Annotated in this window: 18 protein-coding genes; 15 read left to right on the top strand and 3 right to left on the bottom strand. The window is 54.2% G+C overall.

Translation table 11 applies throughout. The features are described 5' to 3' along the window. Positions 1-4 precede the first annotated feature (4 nt). A complete protein-coding gene (locus G8770_RS16855) occupies positions 5-670 on the bottom strand; it encodes an isochorismatase family protein (protein WP_167189513.1) in 666 nt (221 codons plus the stop codon). A 382-nt stretch (positions 671-1,052) separates the two neighbouring features. On the opposite strand from G8770_RS16855, the gene G8770_RS16860 reads away from it, so the two are divergent. From G8770_RS16860 to G8770_RS16885, 6 genes are all read left to right on the top strand, one after another. Beyond that, positions 1,053-2,405, top strand: coding sequence for an MmgE/PrpD family protein (locus G8770_RS16860; RefSeq protein ID WP_167189516.1), 1,353 nt, complete (start codon positions 1,053-1,055; stop codon positions 2,403-2,405). Next, positions 2,402-3,790: an MmgE/PrpD family protein gene (locus G8770_RS16865; RefSeq protein ID WP_167189519.1), complete on the top strand. Its 1,389-nt coding sequence runs from the start codon at positions 2,402-2,404 to the stop codon at positions 3,788-3,790. Before G8770_RS16860 ends, G8770_RS16865 begins: the two co-directional genes overlap by 4 nt. A gap of 42 nt (positions 3,791-3,832) precedes the next feature. Then, positions 3,833-5,233 carry a phenylacetate--CoA ligase family protein gene (locus G8770_RS16870; protein ID WP_167189522.1) on the top strand — a complete coding sequence of 467 codons (1,401 nt, stop codon included), beginning with the start codon at positions 3,833-3,835 and terminating at the stop codon, positions 5,231-5,233. A gap of 12 nt (positions 5,234-5,245) precedes the next feature. Then, positions 5,246-6,640, top strand: a complete 1,395-nt coding sequence (locus tag G8770_RS16875) for an amidase (protein WP_167189525.1) — start codon at positions 5,246-5,248, stop codon at positions 6,638-6,640. A gap of 46 nt (positions 6,641-6,686) precedes the next feature. Continuing rightward, positions 6,687-7,469 (top strand): enoyl-CoA hydratase/isomerase family protein, encoded by a 783-nt coding sequence (locus tag G8770_RS16880; RefSeq protein WP_167189528.1) that lies wholly within the window; start codon positions 6,687-6,689, stop codon positions 7,467-7,469. A gap of 116 nt (positions 7,470-7,585) precedes the next feature. Continuing rightward, positions 7,586-8,314 carry a DUF3108 domain-containing protein gene (locus G8770_RS16885; RefSeq protein ID WP_167189531.1) on the top strand — a complete coding sequence of 243 codons (729 nt, stop codon included), beginning with the start codon at positions 7,586-7,588 and terminating at the stop codon, positions 8,312-8,314. A 48-nt stretch (positions 8,315-8,362) separates the two neighbouring features. Here G8770_RS16885 and G8770_RS16890 read toward each other — a convergent pair whose 3' ends face one another. Both G8770_RS16890 and G8770_RS16895 read right to left on the bottom strand, forming a co-directional pair. Next, entirely contained in the window at positions 8,363-8,731 is a 369-nt protein-coding gene (locus G8770_RS16890) for a hypothetical protein (RefSeq protein WP_167189534.1), read from the bottom strand. A 38-nt stretch (positions 8,732-8,769) separates the two neighbouring features. After that, complete coding sequence (locus tag G8770_RS16895) at positions 8,770-9,969, bottom strand: class I SAM-dependent methyltransferase (protein WP_167189537.1); 1,200 nt, start codon at positions 9,967-9,969, stop codon at positions 8,770-8,772. Positions 9,970-10,212: 243 nt separating this feature from the next. Between G8770_RS16895 and G8770_RS16900 the strand changes: the two genes are divergently transcribed. The 9 genes from G8770_RS16900 (at position 10,213) to G8770_RS16940 (ending at position 18,425) form a co-directional block, all read left to right on the top strand. Further along, positions 10,213-11,103, top strand: a complete 891-nt coding sequence (locus G8770_RS16900) for a VOC family protein (protein WP_167189539.1) — start codon at positions 10,213-10,215, stop codon at positions 11,101-11,103. A 112-nt stretch (positions 11,104-11,215) separates the two neighbouring features. Continuing rightward, positions 11,216-11,530, top strand: a complete 315-nt coding sequence (locus G8770_RS16905) for an REDY-like protein HapK (RefSeq protein ID WP_167189542.1) — start codon at positions 11,216-11,218, stop codon at positions 11,528-11,530. Positions 11,531-11,566: 36 nt separating this feature from the next. Continuing rightward, entirely contained in the window at positions 11,567-12,409 is an 843-nt protein-coding gene (locus tag G8770_RS16910) for an SDR family NAD(P)-dependent oxidoreductase (protein WP_167189545.1), read from the top strand. Between the two features lie 49 nt (positions 12,410-12,458). Next, a complete protein-coding gene (locus tag G8770_RS16915; protein ID WP_167189548.1) occupies positions 12,459-13,343 on the top strand; it encodes a polysaccharide deacetylase family protein in 885 nt (294 codons plus the stop codon). Between the two features lie 20 nt (positions 13,344-13,363). Beyond that, a complete protein-coding gene (locus G8770_RS16920; protein ID WP_167189551.1) occupies positions 13,364-14,203 on the top strand; it encodes an HpcH/HpaI aldolase/citrate lyase family protein in 840 nt (279 codons plus the stop codon). Between the two features lie 77 nt (positions 14,204-14,280). Further along, a complete protein-coding gene (locus G8770_RS16925; protein WP_167189554.1) occupies positions 14,281-14,802 on the top strand; it encodes a MaoC/PaaZ C-terminal domain-containing protein in 522 nt (173 codons plus the stop codon). Between the two features lie 27 nt (positions 14,803-14,829). Further along, positions 14,830-15,999, top strand: coding sequence for an acyl-CoA dehydrogenase family protein (locus G8770_RS16930; RefSeq protein WP_167189556.1), 1,170 nt, complete (start codon positions 14,830-14,832; stop codon positions 15,997-15,999). A gap of 88 nt (positions 16,000-16,087) precedes the next feature. Further along, positions 16,088-17,242: a CaiB/BaiF CoA transferase family protein gene (locus tag G8770_RS16935; protein ID WP_167189559.1), complete on the top strand. Its 1,155-nt coding sequence runs from the start codon at positions 16,088-16,090 to the stop codon at positions 17,240-17,242. 10 nt (positions 17,243-17,252) lie between these two features. After that, positions 17,253-18,425, top strand: coding sequence for a CaiB/BaiF CoA transferase family protein (locus tag G8770_RS16940; protein WP_167189561.1), 1,173 nt, complete (start codon positions 17,253-17,255; stop codon positions 18,423-18,425). The last annotated feature ends 6 nt before the right edge of the window (positions 18,426-18,431 follow it).

Below are 18,431 nucleotides of genomic sequence, written 5' to 3' on the forward strand. Positions count from 1 at the left end.
CCGTTCAGGCTTGGCTATCCAGCCAGTCCATGACCGCCTGCACATCCAGCACATCGGCGTATTTGAGGGATAAATCCGTCAAGTTGGCGTAGTGGTAACTTTCGTGTTTATCGGCCACACATTCCTCAGGCACGATGGTTCGATAGCCGCGCGACAAGCTGTCCACTGCCGTGGCCCGAATGCAGCCAGAGGTAGAGCCGCCGGTGAGAATGACCGTGTCCACCTGGTGCCATACCAGCAGCGACTGTAATTGTGTTTCAAAAAATGCCGACGGCATTTTTTTGGTGTAGATAACATCCTTGACCGGATCGATGGTCAGACGGTCATCGAATTCACTGCGCTCTGAACCGTATTTGATGTTTTGCAGGGAATCCTCCGTGTCGGTTCGCGTTCCCCAGATGCCGGCATCTTCGCCAGACTCCATATAAGCCACATGAGTCCAGACCACAGGCCAACCCAATTGGCGGAATTTCTTCGCCAGTGCATCGATATAACCCATCTGATTGGGGTCTGTTTCGTACGCCGTCTTGAACAGGTCCGTGCGGGTGTAGGCTTTCTGGGGGTCAATATTGACCAGCACGGCCTTGTTGCCAAAACCAAAACGTGCTCGCGCAGGATTGGCTTTGATTTCCTGATAAATTTGTTTGGCTGTCTTGGTGGTGGTTTCCATAGCGTCTCCAGAATCCGTAAACATCGCTGGCGGGCGATACAATCGATACAAATGATATATAGTTATGATTTTATATCATGGGTGCTGGTTTGGGTAAAGTCTTGCTGGGTATGAACGGCTGCTATTTCCAGCGTTTGGGGGCAGCAGCGGGTTGTGTTAGACATTCCCTTATGTTGCCGTCGTTGTCAACGGCAACTGGGCCTTTCGAAACGTTCGGGTCGGCGGTATTGAGTCTTCTGGTGTGACTTCACGGAGCAGACAACATGGGCCTCTGGGTGGGGGTGTAAAGTGGCTGCTGATTTTCAGGTAATGATATATTGATAGGTCATTAGGTTTAATGTAGGATATTCTGCAATCACGTTTACTTATGGAATGCGGATCGGTGTTTTCACTCACGCAACAACTGGTTGTCTTGTTACGGCGACCCATCAGCCCAGCGGACCGGCAACGAGCTGCACAACACTTGCTCGATTGGCTAGGTTGCAGTGTATTGGGGGTGCGCTCGAATGCGGGTGAGAAATTTTTGTCGCTGCTGCAGTCGCTGGCGACCGATGGACCGTGTACGGTTCTGGCGCATGACGCGGTGGACTGGCAATCGGCATTGTGGGTGAATGCCGCCATTGGCAATATCGAAGAGATGGACGATGTACACCGTACGTCGGTGTTGCATCCAGGGCCGGTGGTGATTCCGGCAGCCATTGCTGCGGCGCAACGGCTGGCCGCCAGCCCGCAACAGCTGCTCGACAGCATCGTGATAGGTTATGAGGCCATGATTCGAATCGGCCAATCCCTGGGGCCTGATCATTACCGTTTTTATCACAATACCGCCACTTGCGGCAGTTTCGGTTCAGCTGCGGCCGTGGCCAGTTTGTTGGGCTTGACCGATGAACAGTTTGTCTGGGCCTTGGGCAACGCCGGAAGCCGTACAGGCGGTCTCTGGCAAATGCGCCATGAAGTGGTCGACAGCAAGCAATTCCACACGGTCGATGCGGCTTTGACTGGCAGTCTGGTGGCGTATGCGGCTGAGTCGGGCGTGCGTGGGCCGGCGGCCATCTTGGAAGGTCCCCAGGGGCTGTTTGCCGCCACGTCCCCAGAGGCGGTTGGGGAGCGAGTGCTTGCCCCTGAGGCAGACTGGCTGATGTGGCAGTGCAGTTTCAAACCCTGGCCCGCCTGTCGTCACGTGCATGCCACCATCGATGCCTGCCAACGGTTAGTCGTGCGACGTCCGTTGTCGGACATTCAGCGGATTGAGGTCCGTACTTATCGTGATGCGCTGGTGTTCTGTGACCGCTCGCAGCCGCAGAACACCCTGCAAGCCAAATTCAGTTTGCAGCATGCCGTGGCTGTCTGCTTGCTGCACGGAGCGCCACAGCTAAGTCATTTCAACGAGGGCTGCTTTCAGGATCCGATCATCGACCGTTTGCGTGGCCAGGTGCAGGTGACTGAGTGTGAGGCGTTTCAGCGAGCTTATCCGAATCACTTTGGCGCCAGTGTCACCCTGACCTTTGCAGATGGTAGCTCTACCAGTGAAGAGGTGAGCGACGCCTGGGGTGACCCCGAGAACCCGTTGTCGGGAGAAGAGCTTACTGACAAAGCGAATACGTTGATGCGTGCTGCCGGTGTGCCAGAGGCGCAGCGTCAACAGTTGATTAACGCCACCCTGGCATTGCCTGATGCTAACAGCCTGGATCCATGGCTGCAGCAATGGCCCACCAGCACAGGAGCATTTGAGTGAGCCGCATCGAACAACTGTTGGATCATGTGGTCAGTGTGACTTATACGGATCTGTCCGCTGCGGCGGTAGAATCGTGCAAGACTTTCGTGCTGGATTCCCTCGGAGTGGGGCTGTCGGGGTCGCGGGTGCCGTTTGTGGATTCTTTGATCAAGGTGGCTCGCGTTCAATGGAGTGGACCGGGTTCAGCCCACGTCTGGAATTCCGGTGTTGGCCTGGGGCCAAGCAGTGCCGCGTTGGTGAATGCTTACCAGATTCACAATCAGGAGTTTGACTGTGTTCACGAACCCGCGGTGGTGCATCCGATGGCGGTGATTCTTTCGACACTGTTGGCCTGGAGTGAGCAACTGGCTGTGCGTGGTAGACCGGTGGATGGCCAGGCGTTGATCAGCGCCTTGAGTGTGGCCGTGGATGTGGCCACGGTCATCGGTATGTGCGCCAGTCAACCCATGCGATTTTTTCGTCCAGGTATTTGCGGCGGCTTGGGGGCTGTTGCCGGCATGGCCAGGCTCTCAGGGTTTGACCGCGCACTGACCCAGCACGCGCTGGGAATTTTCTACAGCCAGATGGGCGGCACCATGCAGGCTCATCTGGAGGGCTCGGAAACCCTGCCGATGCAGATCGCCTTTAATGCCCGTAATGCCGTCGTGGCGATTGAGCTGGCGCAAGCGGGATTGACGGCGCCGCAGAACATTCTCGACGGTGAGTTTGGACTGTTCAGTCTGTTTGAGGACGCGGGTAATGCCGATGAGGCTTTTGCTCAGCTGGGGCGCATTGAACAGATTACTCGTGTCAGTCACAAGCCTTACCCCACTGGGAGAGCGGCCCACGGCGGCCTGGACGGTATCGCGCAATTACGCGATGCCATGGGCTTTGCCGTTGAAGATATTGACTCCATTGTCATCAGTGCGCCGCCATTGATCCGGCGCCTGGTGGACCGTCCTGCAACCGCCAGTATGAATCACAACTACGCCAAGCTGTGTATGGGGTATATCGCAGCCACGTTTTTACTGACCGGTGATATGACGGTAGCCGATTACCAGGAGCAGGCGTTGCGAGATCCCCGGCGTCTTGCGTTGGCAGACAAGATCCACATGCAGGCCAACACCATCAATGACCCCAACGCTCTGGCGCCCCAGAGCGTAGAAGTTCACCTGACCGATGGTCGCTGCCAGCGGGTTGAGCTGCCGGCCGTGCTTGGGAGTCCGGCGCGGTCATTGAGTCGTGAACAACATCTGAAAAAGTTTCGCCAGTGTTGCCGCAGTGGTGCGCAGCCCTTATCCACGACCGCTATCGAGCGCTTAATCGACAGCGTCGATCAATTGCAAGCGTGCGCAGATGTTCGCGCGCTGATTGCATTAACCCGTGCCGGCTCAGTCTCAGACTGAGTGGTAACAACGCCAGACCATGCTGTAAGAGATTTGTTGATCATGACCTACCCTACTTATTACGAGAGCTTTGATTATTCGGCCATGCTGGACGACTATCCGTTGGGCGAAACGTTTATGCAGCGCTATCAGGGCATGAGTCGAGAGGCCTTGAAGGCCATTCAAAACCAGCGCTTTATGGCGCTGATCGATAAGGCCTGGAACATCCCCTTTTACCGGCGCCTGTGGAGCAATGCTGGTGTTCAGCCTGCTGACATTCAAAGCATTGATGACATCACCAAGCTGCCCACCTATTCCAAGTCGGATATCATGCAAAGCGTGGCGGATTATCCGCCGATCGGTGACTTCAACGGCTTTGAACACCTGCCCCCGGAGCAGCGGCCACCGGTGGTGTTTCATACCACCAGTGGCACCACCGGCACTCCGCAGCCGATTGTGTTTGGTGCCAAGGGGCGCGAAGTCCAGGCGCTGTTGGTGGCTCGCGGCTACCGCTTTATGGGATTAAAACCCGCGGCGACGGTACAGTCCTGCTATGGCCACGGCATGATTAATGGCGGTCACTACATCCGTGAGGCGGTAACTCGCTACACCAACGCCCTGTTCCTGTCAGCCGGCACCGGTATTGAAACGCGTTCGTTGCAACAGGTGAACCTGATGAAAACCTTTGGCACTAACGTGCTGGTGGGGTTTGCTGACTACATCAACAAGCTGGCCTCGGTGGCGCGGGAAGAGGGACTGGTGCCGGGTAAAGACATCAAGATCGACATGATCATTGGTCATCTTGGGATGGAGACCCGGGAGGCTTTGAGTGAAGCCTGGGGCGGTGCTGAACTCTACGACTGGTATGGCGTCGCAGACACCGGCTGTATTGCCGCCGAGGGACCGGATCACAACGGCTTGTACGTTTGGGAAGACGCCCAATACCTCGAATTACTGGATGTTGACACCAACGAGCCGGTGGCTGATGGTGAAAAAGGCAACATGGTGGTGACCTGCCTGTATAAGGACGATGTCTATCCGGTGATTCGTTTTAATACCTGTGACGTGACCGAAGCCATTCCCGGAGACAACCCATTCAACTTGCCCTTTAAACGTATTAAGGGATTTCTGGGGCGCTCTGACAATATGGTTAAATTGCGGGGGATCAATATTTACCCCCACGGTATTGGTGGCATGCTGGCTGAGCATGCAGCGTTCGCCGGAGAATACTTCTGTGTCGCCGAGCGCGACAGCAACGGTCGGGACGAGATGACAGTGATTGCCGAAGTCAAAGCGCCGAGCGCGGCTCACGACGACTTGACCCGCCAATTTGCCGAGATACTGAAGCGTAAAATCGGAATCGAAGTGGGTGTGCAGCTGGTGGGGGAAGGGGGCACCGCAGCATTCACCGAGATTGATAAGCGACAGAAGCCCCTGCGCCTCAAGGACAGCCGGTTTGACTGACGGGAGAAGCTCATGACTGATTTTGATATGTCGCTGTTGTTGGCCGATGCGACCCATTTGGCCGAACTGCTGCAGCGCGATGAACTCAGCAGTGAATCCCTGACCTTACAAACCCTCAAGGCCATTGAGCGCCTGGATCCGGCACTCAATTGCTACATCAGTGTGTATCCTGAAGCTGCCCTGGCTGCGGCCCGGGCCTCGGATGAACGCCGTCGCCAGGGACGTTTGCGTTCACCGTTGGACGGTTTGACACTGGCGGTGAAAGACAACATTGATGTGGCGGGCATGGTGACCACTGCCGGTTTGAACATTCCCGCTGATTCAACGCCCGCTGAGCATGATGCGTTTGTGATTGCACAGTTGCGCCAGGCCGGTTGTGTCATCATCGGCAAACTGAATATGCACGAAGCGGCACTTGGGGCGACCAACGATAACCCCCATCATGGCCGCTGTATGAATCCCCATCGACCGGGCTTTACTCCGGGGGGTTCCAGTGGCGGTTCGGGGGCTGCTGTGGCTGCCGGGCTGTGCGCGTTGGCCCTTGGCACCGATACCATGGGCTCGGTGAGGATTCCTGCCAGTTACTGTGGTGTCAGTGGGCTGAAGCCCACCGCAGGCGCGGTGAGCATTGGCGGTAGTGTGCTGTTGAGCCGGCGCCTCGACAATATTGGTCCTCTTGCCCGCTCGCCTCGTGACCTTGGGCTAATGATGCCGTCACTGGTACAACAGGATCATGCCTGCGCTCAATCCCGGGGACTGTCTCTGGCCAGTGGTATGAAGCCGGTGGAACAATTGCGTTTTGCGGCACTGACTGATGTGTCCGGGGTAGACACCGATATAAGCCTGGCCTATACGCAAGCGGTGCAACATTTCATACAGCGAGGAGCGCAGGTCACTTATTGTGATCTGTCGCAATTTGATTTTGCCCGCTCACGCCGGGCTGGACTGTTGATGTGTGAAGTGGATATGTACCTCTACCACCAGCCACAACTGGATGCCCATCCGGAGTACTACTCGGATCAACTCAAGGCAATGATGCAATGGGGGGTGGGTAAAAGTGCGGTAGAAGCGCTGGCGGCAGATTGGTTAATGGACGACACGTCGGTGCAATTAGCGCAGCTGTTGAGTAACGTGGATGTTCTGCTGTTGCCTACCGCACCGCAGACGGCCTTCAGTTTTGAGCAGCCGGCACCAGCAGGCCAGGCCGATCTGACCAATATGGCCAACATGAGCGGGCACCCCGCCATCAGTGTGCCCATGGGGATATCACCGGGGGGGCTGCCCATGGGGTTGCAGCTGGTTGGCCAGCGTGGTGCAGACAGATCGCTGATTGAGCTGGCACAATGGTTTGCTGATACTGCGGCCGGACAGTGCCCGCTGGATCCTCAACAATTACTGGCCTCGTAGCCGCCGGCGAGTGACTCCCGCCATTAAAGACTGTAAGGAGAACTTCATGAGTGGCGCCATCAAAACTCACATTGAAAACCACATTGCCTGGCTGACCATTGATCATGAAGCCAAGCGCAACGCCCTGACTCAGGTGATGTGGCGTTCTCTTGACGAAGCTCTCAAGCACTTACAGCAGTTGCCCGAGGTGCGGGTGTTGGTGGTTCGGGGTGCTGGCGACCAGGCGTTCAGTGCCGGTGCGGACATTAAAGAGTTTACCGAGATGGTATCAGCGCCGGATAAACTGGCGAGCAATAACCGTTTGATACAGCAGGCTCAACAATCCCTGCAAACATTTACCAAGCCCACCATTGCCATGATTCATGGAGCCTGTGTGGGTGGGGGCTGCGGACTGGCGTTGGCGTGTGATTTTCGTCTGGCGGCGTCCAGCGCGCGGTTTGCCATTACCCCGGCCAAATTGGGATTGCTCTATAGCAAGGCCGATACCCGACGTCTCTACAACCTGGTCGGTCCGGCTGCCTGCCGGGAGCTGCTGTTTACCGGTACCTCCATAGACGCTGACAAAGCCTTACGCGTCGGGCTGGTGAATGAGGTCCACGAACAAAACACCCTGCTGGATCGTGTCACCCGCTTTGCCGGCGAGCTGGCGACAGCCTCACAGTATTCCCTTCGCGGCATCAAACAGCTTTTGGCCAGTCTTGAAGGACACGGCAACCTGGACGACGACCAGCTACAAGGGCTGTTTGACGATGCCTTTAACGGTGAAGACTGTCGAGAAGGCTGCCAGGCTTTTCTGCAGAAGCGTCCGCCGCAGTTTACGTATTCGTAGCAGCACATATCCCTTCCCCATGAATCACCCTCTTGATGATTGTCAAAGTGCCTGCCGCGCAAGAATGAGACACTGATAAGCATCAATAACGAAATAAAGTTGAAGGAAACCAGGTTATGGCGAGGAACGGTTACCGCACGTTGCGGGGCAAGCTGAAATACACCAGCAAAAAGCCTGAGCGCATGAATGAAGAACGCGGTCGTGAATATTTTACACTCACTCAACAGCCGGATGGCGTAGATGTGTTGCTGGCTCATTGCGAAATTGATGATGCTCCGGCTGTCATTCGTGATGTGACCCAGGCACTGGATCATCAGACCTCAGCACCTAAAGACTGTTCTGTGCGACTGACTGTCGGTGATCGTTTCGAAGGCAGTGGCTGGTTCCGTTTTGGCAAGCAGGTTGTCGAGTGTGAAACCCTGAACTGGCGCGATGGTCGCATTAGCCAACGCATTGAAATTGATGAGCCGATACGCTGGATGCAGTGTCATCCCATTATTGGCGATGGTCTGATGATGAAACTCTATGACCTTAGCCAGGGACCGGGTAAACAGCGTTTTGACAATATGATGTTGTCTTCACCGGATCATCGCGGGGCTACGGGGCCGATGCTGTTTCCCATCGGGTTTTCTCTGGTGTATATCGGCGAGGAAGAAATTACTGTAGAAGCGGGCACCTTTAAGGCGCGTCATTTCCAGGTGACCGATACCGCTGGAGAACTACCGCAGGAGCACCCGCCTTATAATGTCTGGGTTACCGCTGACGATGATTACCTGCTGTTGCGAGCCGGTGCCGAGGGCTATATGCAAACCCACTATGAGCTGGCTGAATTGACGATCGAATAGCTTGAGTTGAGGCATGGGTACCGCTCGCGTGCGGTACCCTGCAGGGTGTTATATCCGCGACAATTCCTGCTCAATTTCACTCAAGTCATTGTTGCTCTGGCAATGTTGTTGTTCCTCCAGGGCTTCTTTTTCCTGTTGCACAACCCGGAGAATGCGGGCGATATATTCCTGCTGTAATAAGCCTCGGGCTTCGGCCTGATCGCTGTCTGGGGTGAAGGTCTCGATCTCGTCTTGTGACAACAGACCTTTTGCTTCCAGCAAGCGTTCAAGGGTGTCGAGTCTTTCACGGGTAACGGCGAGTTCACCCGCTACCGCCATGAGTATGCTTAACAAGCGTTCGTTGTCGCTGTCAGCGAAAAATTGCGGTCGCTTGCCCTTGGCTTTGGTGCCGGCCAGTTGCAGGTAGTCCAAGCTCATAATCATCTCCTGATTCTTTTGTTCGCTCGTTGAGCGTGTCACTTGCTGGCGACGTAGACATTCCAGGCCGGTTTACGGCCGTAATCTTCACCGTCATTGGCTTCTGTATCGGCAGCGCTGGGAAAAATGTTTTTATCCACCACAGCATGCAAACCAATGGTAGTCATCTTGTCGCGAGCAAAACCAGCGTTTTCCATCACTTCAAATACATCAATGTCGTGCATGGTGCCCCAGAAGGGTTCGTTGTTGTTGTGTGTATCCCAATCGCGCATAAACTGCTCGAACAATGACATCTCATCGGTGTACTGTGGCTGTTCCACATGCAGCACCTTGCCGCCGTCTGCCAGCAGGCGGTGCGTTTCCTGGATGATGCGTGGCAGTGATTTTGATGACAATTCGTGCAGGAACATACAGGTAATGATCAGATCGAAGCTGGCGTCGGCATAATCCAGTTGTTCGGCATTGGCCTGGCGAAAGGTAATATTGTTGACGCCGAGAGATTTAGCGCGCGCATGGGCGTAACGCAACACCGGTGCGGCAACATCCACGGCCACTATCTCGGTATCCGGAAAGGCCTGGGCGATGGGGACGATGTTATGGCCCACGGTTGAGCCGATATCAAGAATGCGTTTTGGCTTGAATCCCTGTGTTGCTTGTTGTTGCAGCCATTCAACAATGGCCTGGCCGCCGCCGTCGCTGTACTGACCAAGCATGCCGGCGGTGGTGACAAAAATACCGGAATCGTAGTTGGCCCCTACGGATACATCCTCTTCACAATACTCGGTGTAATAACAGCCTGGCATACAGTGAATGTCCACAGCGCTGACATAGCGGGGGACAGGTACCGAATCATCCAGCAACAATTGTTTGGAGCCTTCGTTCAAGGCTTTGGCGGCCTGATTCAATTCATCCCATTGTCGATAAACCATACTGCGGCCGTTTTGCTGTCGCATTTCCATGGTGTTGCGACGCAAGGCACTCCAGATTTGGTAATAGGGGTCGCGTTCCATCAGTTTTCGGATTTCGCGACGGTCCTGTGGCGGGCGTCCCTGCGCTTGCTGAAGCGTGGGTTCTACGCGTTTGTCGTAGGCAGTCTTGACGCCCGGCAACACTTCATGTGACAGGTGAATGTTCATGTTGGTGAGGAAGTTATAGCGCGCAGTTTCGTCATGCGTCGCTTTGGGAAATACCCCGTGTTTACCAACCACATTCCAGGGGGGGGGGACCATTTTGCTCATACCTTGCTCCTTGAGCCACTGTGTTTGCCTGGCATGCGCTGACCATTCACGGTCGGCTTGGCCGGAGTATGCACTTTGTCTCGGTAACAATAATTGTGGGAATGCTGTCAGTGTATGAACACATCGCCGTGTTGCCCTTGATAATTGTCAAAAGACTTTTGGGGCGGACTGATATATTGAACCGAAAGAACCAGTACATTGAACCGAAATAACCAGAGTCGGATTTTTCCGACGGAGATCGTGATGTCAGAACCAGAAAGCTCGGTGTTGGGGCCCTCCTGTTTGAGCACCATTTGCTGCCCGGATGTGGCGGCAGTGGTCGAGGATTATTGTCACTATTTGCACCTGAAGGTTGCCGCTACGTCCATCGTAGATGAGCTGTTGGCTGAATTTTGGCAGTGCCCAGAGTTGGTTGGTGCCAATATGACCGTGCTGGCCAACGCCTGCGGTGAACCCTGGTTGAGATTGGTGGAGGTTAAGGGCATTGAACGCTTGGCGCCTCTCAAATACCACGGCTGGATGGCACTGGAGGTGTTGGTTGAGAATGTTGATTCGCTCATTGACGGCTTGACGGCTAGTCCATTCAAGATATTGAGACCGGTGGCCAATCTGGAGTTGTCTGACAATATACGGGCCTGCCAGGTCGAAGGCCCCTGTGGAGAAGTGTATTACTTTACCCAGATCAAGGGCGATGTCCCGCCGTTTGATTTGCCCCGTGCCCGCTGTGTGGTGGATCGCCTGTTCATCCCGGTTCTGTGTGCGCCCGATCGGCAGGCGAGTCAACGTTTTTACGAGTCCTTTCCGGGTACAAGTGGGTTGGCATTTGATACCAAAATTACCGTCATCAATCAGGCTTATGGCCTGCCTTTGAATCAGCAGCACCCGGTTGCAACCCTAATGCTGCGCGATCAATGCCTGATTGAGATTGACGAAATTGACGCTGCCTTAACACCGCCTGCGGCTTCGATGCGGGCCAACATAGCCAGCATCGGTTTTGAAGTGGACGATCTCGATGTCCTCACTCTTGACTGGCTGAGTCCTCCCAGAAAATTGGCGGCCTTACCCTATAGTGGGCGGCGGGTCGGACTTGCGCGCGGACCCGCCGGCGAGTGGTTAGAGTTGATTGAACGCTAATAGCCGGCATTAGCGTTATTTCACACTAAAATGATATATTGACATATCATTATGATTCTAGTAATTTTTAATAATACATTCCTTTCATCAAACCCAAAAAAGTGAGGCGATCATGTCGATGATTGTGGTGCTGTTCAACCTGAAACCCGGTGTGTCTGTAGAAGCCTATGAAAACTGGGCGCGCCAGAACGATATTCCCTCGGTGAATGCACTGGCTTCTGTCAGGCAGTTTGATGTCTTGCGTACCACCGGACTGATGGGATCCGATGCCCCCGCGCCGGTTCAATATGTGGAACTTCTGGATGTCAGCAGCCTGGAGCAATTGGGCGCAGACGTTGTCAGCGAAACCATGCAGCGTATAGCCGGTGAATTTCAACAGTTCGCGGACAATCCACAATTTATTCTGACTCAGAATATCGCGGATTAATCCAATCATATTGCACATAAACGGCAGGAGAACAGCATGGCCAGGTACGAAGAATTGATGGGTAAAGTCGCGGTCATCACCGGTGCCGGTCGCCGTGCGGGGCTGGGTGAGGCAATGGCGAAACGATTGGCGGCGGAAGGTGCCAAGGTGGTGATTACCGACCTGGGCCAGGCTCAGGGTGAATTGTTACCCGCTAATGCCATTGGTGGCAGCGATGAAATGCAGCAGATTGTTGACGACATTCATGCTGCAGGTGGTGAAGCCGCCGCTTTTGTCTGCAACGTATTAAACCCTGAGGACGTCAAGGCTGCCGTGGATTTTGCCATCACCACTTTTGGTGGGCTCGACATTTGGGTCAACAATGCCGGCGTTGGTTACTTGATGAAGCCGATTCTGGAGATGGAGCCAGCGGAGTGGGACACCGTGTTGAATGTGAATTTGCGCGGTACGTTTTATGGCATCAAATACGCGGCTGCACAAATGGTGGCACAAGGACGTGGCGGTCGAATCATTAATATTGGCTCCCAGGCTTCCAAGTCGGCGTTTGCCCATGCTTCTGCCTATACCACATCCAAACATGGCATGGTGGGCTTGACCCGGGTAGCGGCCCAGGAGCTGGGTGAACACGCTATCAACGTCAACACTATCTGTCCGAATCACGTCACCACTGGGCTTGGTGCCTGGCAAAACAGCCATTTTTCCCAAGTGACGGGTAAAGGGGATGATAAATACATGCAGGACATGAAAGCCCGCATTCCATTGGGTCGTCCTGGTTTGCAAGAAGATGTGGCTAAAGCTTGTGTGTTTCTCTGTTCAGACGAGGCCGCCTATATCACTGGTGAGTCGATGAATGTTTCCGGCGGTGAAGAATATCACTGACAGCCGTCTTCAGCTGCCGAAGTTTTAAATACAACAGGATAGATCAGCTATGTCTCAAGTTCTCAGGTGGCCGAACGCGGCACGATTGGCGTTATCGATCGTGGTAAATGTGGAAGAGGGATCGGAAAGTACCATCCTTGACGGCGATCGTGGCCCCGAGCCAGTGGATGAACTGGGTGTTACCCTGAAAAAGCCGCTGCGCATGCACGCCAATGAAAGTAATTACGAATACGGTATACGTGAGGGCTGGCCGCGCATTCACCGGTTGTTACAGAAATACAACATCCAGGCGACGTTTACCGCTGCAGCCGTGTCGTTGGAGCGTGCCCCCGAGATTGCTCAAGTCATCCGCGAAGAAGGCCACGAAGCCTGCTCCCATGGTTACCGCTGGATGCATCAGTTTTTTATGAATGAAGACCAGGAACGGCAGTTTATTCGTGACGCCGTGGCGTCAATAGAGAAAACCACCGGCCAGCGCCCATACGGCTGGTTAAGTCGCTACCTGCACACCGACAACACCCGTCGACTGCTGCAGGAAGAGGGATTTCTTTATCATATGGACGATTACAGTGCTGATGCTCCTTTCTGGGGAGCGGTGGAAAACTCCAGTGAACCCATGGTGATAGTGCCCTACGCGCTGGACTCCAACGATATGAAGTTCTGGACGTCACCCTCGCTGACAGCGGAAGACTGGCTGCAGTACGCAAAGCGTACCTTTGATGTGTTGTACGAAGAAGGTGCGGATACTGCCAGGATGATGTCGCTGGGATTGCACCTGCGCATCATTGGTCGACCGGGCCGCATCTGGGCTCTGGAAGAATTTTTAAAATATGCCACCGCCCACTCGGACGTCTGGATCACTACCCGCAAAGCTATCGCTGATACCTTTGTCGAGCAGGCTGGCGACAAACGGGTGCGTCCTTCCCTGCGTTAATTTCTGATTGAGAATTTGATATGACTTATCAACCCAGACGCAGCTTGCTGTTCGTGCCGGGCAATCGACCTGAGCGTTTCACCAAGGCGATCGCTACCGGTGCTGACATGGTGTGTATCGATTTGGAAGACGCGGTATTGCCAGCAGATAAAGTGCAAGCGCGGTCTCATGTACTGGCGTTTTTGCGACAGCCGGGGGGCGCTTGTCAACGGGTAGTGCGTGTCAATCAGGTCAGCAGTATGTTCGGTATTGATGACTTGCAGGCAATTGCCGCTGACGCCAATCAACCCGACATCATTATGCTGCCTAAGGTGGAATCGCCTGTTGATATCGAGCGGGCCGAGTCCTGCCTGGGCAGTGCTCAGATTCCTCTTATTGCGCTGATTGAAAGTCCGCGCGGCCTGCTCAATGCGGATGCCATCGCTGCAGCCAGCCCAAATGTAACCGCCTTGATGTTTGGCGGTGCTGATTTTTCGGCAGAACTGGGGGGCGACATGTCCTGGCAAGCTATGTACCACGCCCGCAGTCATTTGAGTACCGTGGCCTCGGCCCATGGCATGGATGTGATTGATGTGCCGTTTCTGGATGTTCACAACCAAAACGGCTTGCGCGAAGAGTGTCAGCGTATCCGGTCGATGGGATTCAATTGCAAGTCGGCCATACACCCGGCACAGATTGATGTCATTCATGAAGTATTTACGCCTTCCGAAACACAAATCGAAAAGGCTAAACGTATCGTCCGAGAATTTGAGAATTCTCAGGGTGGTGCGGTACTGGTGGATGGTAAATTAGTAGACAGACCGATCATTTTACTGGCTGAAAAAACCCTGGCTATGGCCAAAGCCCTGCAATTGGCCTGACGCGCCAGGTTGCACACATTTAACCACTGTCGTTCGGAGCCGATGTTGCCACCGACGAATGATTACAGGAGAGCCCCGTGTCCGGCAAACTGAAACAAATTTCTGAAAATCGTTACCGCGAAACCTTTGGTCGTTTTTATGAAGAGTTCACCATTGGTCATATCTACGAACACCGTCCTGGTCGCACCATCACGGAAACCGATAACACCTGGTTTACTTTACTGACCATGAACACTCACCCGGCCCACTTTGATAAAGAGTACGCCAAAGGCACCGAATTTGGACAGCCGCTGGTCTGCAGTCCGTTCACTGTGGCGTTGATGGTGGGCATGAGTGTCACTGACGTATCTCAAAAAGCCATCGCCAACCTGGGGTGGGACGATATTCGCATGACGCACCCGCTGTTTGTGGGCGATACCCTCTACGCCGAATCAGAAGTGCTGGACAAGCGTGAATCCAATTCTCGACCCAGTCAAGGTATCGTCACCGTCAAGACCCGTGGCTATAACCAGAATGGTGATCTGGTGTGTTCTTTCGTTCGCAAAGTTCTGGTGTGGAAAGAAGGCTGTGAAAGCGTAGAAGATCGCGTGAACTATTAAACAACAGACGATTACAGAGGTTGACCCATGAGTTGGAGCGACGACGACATTCGCGCGATTCTCGACACTATTGATAAATTTGTCGAGCAGGACATTAAACCCATTGCCCGTGACCATGATTTGGCAGACAGCTATCCACACGAGTTGGTGGAGAAAATGAAGGAGCTGGGACTGTTTGGTGCCACTATTGGTGAGGCTTACGGCGGTCTGAGTCTATCGGCAACGGTCTATTCGACTATTGTGCAAAAAATTGCAGCCGTCTGGATGGCTCCGTCCGGCATCTTCAACTCCCATTTGATTATGGCGTCTGCCATTGAGCGGGTGGGTACGGATGCGCAAAAGCAGGCATTTTTGCCACGTATGGCCACAGGTGAGTTACGCGGCGGGATTGCCTTGACGGAACCCAATGCCGGTACTGATCTGCAGGCTATTCGTACGACCGCCAAACGCGATGGTGACGACTATATTCTCAATGGTACCAAAACCTGGATTACCAATTCCATGCACGGTGGCGGCTTGGCGGTGTTGGCAAAAACCGATCCCCATGCCGAGCCACGTCACAAGGGCATGAGCATGTTCATTGTGGAAACCAAGGATGAACAGGGCCGAGTGAAGCCGGGTATTCTGATCAACAAGATCAAGAAAACCTGCTACCGCGCTATTGATACCTGTGAGGTGGTGTTTGAAGACTTCCGGGTTCCGGCGGCCAACCTGGTGGGTCTGGAAGAGGGCCGTGGTTTTCAAACCGCTGTCGGCGGTCTGGAACTGGGTCGCATCAATGTGGCGGCGCGCGGTGCCGGTATTGCCCAGGGGGCGTTGGATCTGTGTGTGCGTTACGCCCAGGAGCGCGAGAGCATGGGCAAACCCATTTGTGAGCATCAGGCGATTCAACTGAAACTCGGAGAAATGGCTACCAAGGTGGAGGCCTCCAAACTGCTGATCAAGCAGGCGGCAGAGATGTACGACACGGGTCAACGCTGCGATATGGAAGCGGGTATGGCGAAGTATTTCGCCAGTGAGACTGGTGTCTATTGCGCTTCTGAGGGCATGCGTATCTTTGGCGGCTACAGCATGTCGGTTGAATATGAAATTGAACGATATTATCGCGATGCCATGCTGATGTGCATTGGTGAAGGCACCAATGAAATGCAGCGTATTATCATTTCCAAGCAACTGATCGAAAAAAACCGAATTTAAGTTTTCTTTGTACCCCGCTGACGTCAGTCAGTGGGTCTTTTTATGACATTCCCGATGCCTTCAACGGCAAGTTGTATAGGACATTTTCATGAATCAATTACCATTGCAGGGTGTAAGGATTCTGTCTGTTGAGCAGTATGGTGCCGGACCCTTTGGCTCCATGTATCTGGCCGATCTGGGTGCTGAAGTCATTAAAATCGAAAACCCGGACATAGGCGGTGATATCTCACGCCAGACTGGCCCTTACTTTCTGGGTGAAGGCGACAGTCATTTTTTTCAGACCTTTAATCGCAATAAAAAAAGTCTTGCCTTGAACCTGAAGGTGCCGCACGACCGCAAGATATTTGAAGATCTGGTGAAAGACGCTGATGCTGTCATGAACAACCTGCGCGGTGATCAACCGGCCAAGTTGGGCATTGATTACGATAGCCTTAAAGCGCTAAATCCGAAAATTGTGTGTGCCCATTTATCGGCCTATGGTCGCGATAACGACCGCGCCGATTGGCCGGGGTATGATTACCTTATGCAAGCCGAAGCCGGCTTTATGGCGCTCACCGGTGAGCCGGATGCGCCACCGGCGCGGTTTGGCTTGTCCATGGTCGATTTCATGACCGGAGTCACGACCTCCATGGGGTTGCTGGCGGCGCTGCTCGGCGCCGGCCGCACCGGCATCGGTTGTGACGTGGATGTCAGTCTGTTTGACGTGGCGTTGCAGCAACTGACCTACCCGGCAACCTGGTTTTTGAACGAGGGTCACATCACCGAACGCATGCCGCGTTCAGCACATCCATCCACAGTACCCTGCCAGTTGTATACCACGGCTGACGGCTGGTTGTTTGTCATGGCCATGACTCCCAAGTTCTGGATTCATTTGATTGAAGGCTTGTCATGTTCGGAATTGGCGCAAGACCCACGCTTTATCGATGCCAGGGCGCGACGGGAAAACCGGGAAGAACTCACTGAAATTCTGGACGCAATCTTTGTGCAACAGTCGACGGCTCACTGGCTGGCGTTGTTCAAGGGACGGGTGCCCATGGCACCGGTTTACCAGTTGGATCAGGCGTTAAACAATCCCTATTTGCAGCAAGTCGGTATGATTCAGAGCCTGCCTCATGACCAGCAGACCGATTTCAAAGTCTTGTCGAACCCGATCAAAATCAACGGCGACAGATTGCCGGGACGGGGATGCTCGGCGCTTGGCGCAGACAATCAATCCCTGATTGACGAACTCAAACCGGCTTGAGGATCAGCGTATGAAACTTGAAGGTATCAAGGTTATCGATCTGTCACTTTTTTTGCCGGGTCCGCATTTATCAATGATGATGGCGGATCATGGCGCCGAGGTGATCAAGGTTGAGCCCCCCGCGGGTGAACCGGTTCGTCAGGTGGGATTGTCCAAGGATGGTGAGACGGTTTGGTTTCGCAATACTCACCGTAACAAGCAAAGCCTGTGTCTCAACCTGAAGCTTCCAGAAGCCCGCGATGTGCTGTTGAAACTCTGTGCCGAAGCCGACATTTTTATTGAGGCGTTTCGCCCCGGAGCGGTGGAGCGTATGGGGTTGGATTATGACACCTTGAAGGCGATTAATCCGGGCCTTATCTATTGCTCGATCTCGGCCTATGGCCAGACGGGCAGTAAACGTTTGTTGCCAGCGCATGATCTCAGTATTCAGGCGGATTCAGGCACCGTCTCTATAAATGAAGGCGCCGACGGCCAGCCGGCTATGCCGGGCATGCCGGTGGCCGATATGGCCGGCTCCCTGATGGCCTTGAGCGGGATTCTGATGGCTCTCTATCGGCGCACGCAAACGGGGGAAGGGGATTACCTGGATATTTCCATGCAGGACAGCCTGGTGGCCTGGTTGCCCAATGTCATGGGACCGGTATTCGCTGAACAGCGCTCACCGGTAGTGAAACACGAGCGCTCCTGGGGGGGCGCTGCACTGTACGGTATTTACCGGACTGCCGATGATCAGTTTCTGAGTCTGGGGGGCAGTGAAGTGAAGTTTGCCGTCAACCTGTTAACGGCACTTGATCGGGCCGACCTGGCCGAGTTGTGCAAGCAGCCGCCGGGCCCGGTTCAGGATCCGGTCAAGGATTTCCTGCGGCAGACGTTTGCCAGCCAGACTCTGGCTTATTGGACCGACTGGCTGCAGCCCGTTGATGTGTGCTGGGCGCCGGTCCGCAGTCTGCATGAAGCGATTCATGAACCTCATCTGGTTGAACGAGAAATGCTGGTTGTCGATGAGCGCGGCAATGAGCACCTTGGAATCCCCATCAAATTTCTACAGGAACCCGGGCAACTGCAGTTTAATTTGCCTCAGTTGGGCCAGCATAATCGTGAAATTCTGATGCAACTGGGTTACAGCGATGGCCACATTGACCGCTTGATGGCCGCCAAGGCGGTCAGTGAGACGGTGTCATAAGCTATA

It is taken from the genome of Pseudomaricurvus hydrocarbonicus, assembly GCF_011602365.1.
In the GTDB taxonomy this organism is placed as follows: domain Bacteria; phylum Pseudomonadota; class Gammaproteobacteria; order Pseudomonadales; family Cellvibrionaceae; genus Pseudomaricurvus; species Pseudomaricurvus hydrocarbonicus.